General features: G+C 72.0%; 1 protein-coding gene. It reads left to right on the top strand.

From position 1 onward, the window contains the following. Positions 1–322 (top strand): SpnB-like Rossmann fold domain-containing protein (locus UK12_RS44120; RefSeq protein WP_045307199.1); only part of this gene is annotated, 322 nt, incomplete at both ends.

Genomic DNA, 322 nt, shown 5'->3' with positions numbered 1-322 from the left:
CGCGTCGGCTGCGGTCTGGGGTCTGCTGCGTTCGGCGCAGTCGGAGAACCCGGGCGGGATCGTCCTGCTGGACCTGGACGAGGACCCGGCTTCGCTCTGGGTCCTGCCCGGTGTGCTCACGTGTTGTGAGACGCAGTTGGCGGTCGGGGCGGGCGAGGCTCTCGCGCCGCGTATGGCGGGGGTGCCGTCGGCGGGCGAGGCCGAGCGGCTGGTGCTGGACCCTGGGGGTACGGTGGTGGGGAGGGGTGCGACGGGCACGCTGGGTGCGCTGTTAGCCCGGCATCTGGTGAGAGAGTGTGGTGCGAGCAGTCTGCTACCGGTC

Origin of the sequence: Saccharothrix sp. ST-888 (genome assembly GCF_000955975.1) — a bacterium.
Lineage (GTDB): Bacteria > Actinomycetota > Actinomycetes > Streptomycetales > Streptomycetaceae > Kitasatospora.
The sequence above is the reverse complement of the archived record's forward strand: the minus strand, read 5'-3'. Positions and strand labels throughout refer to the sequence as shown.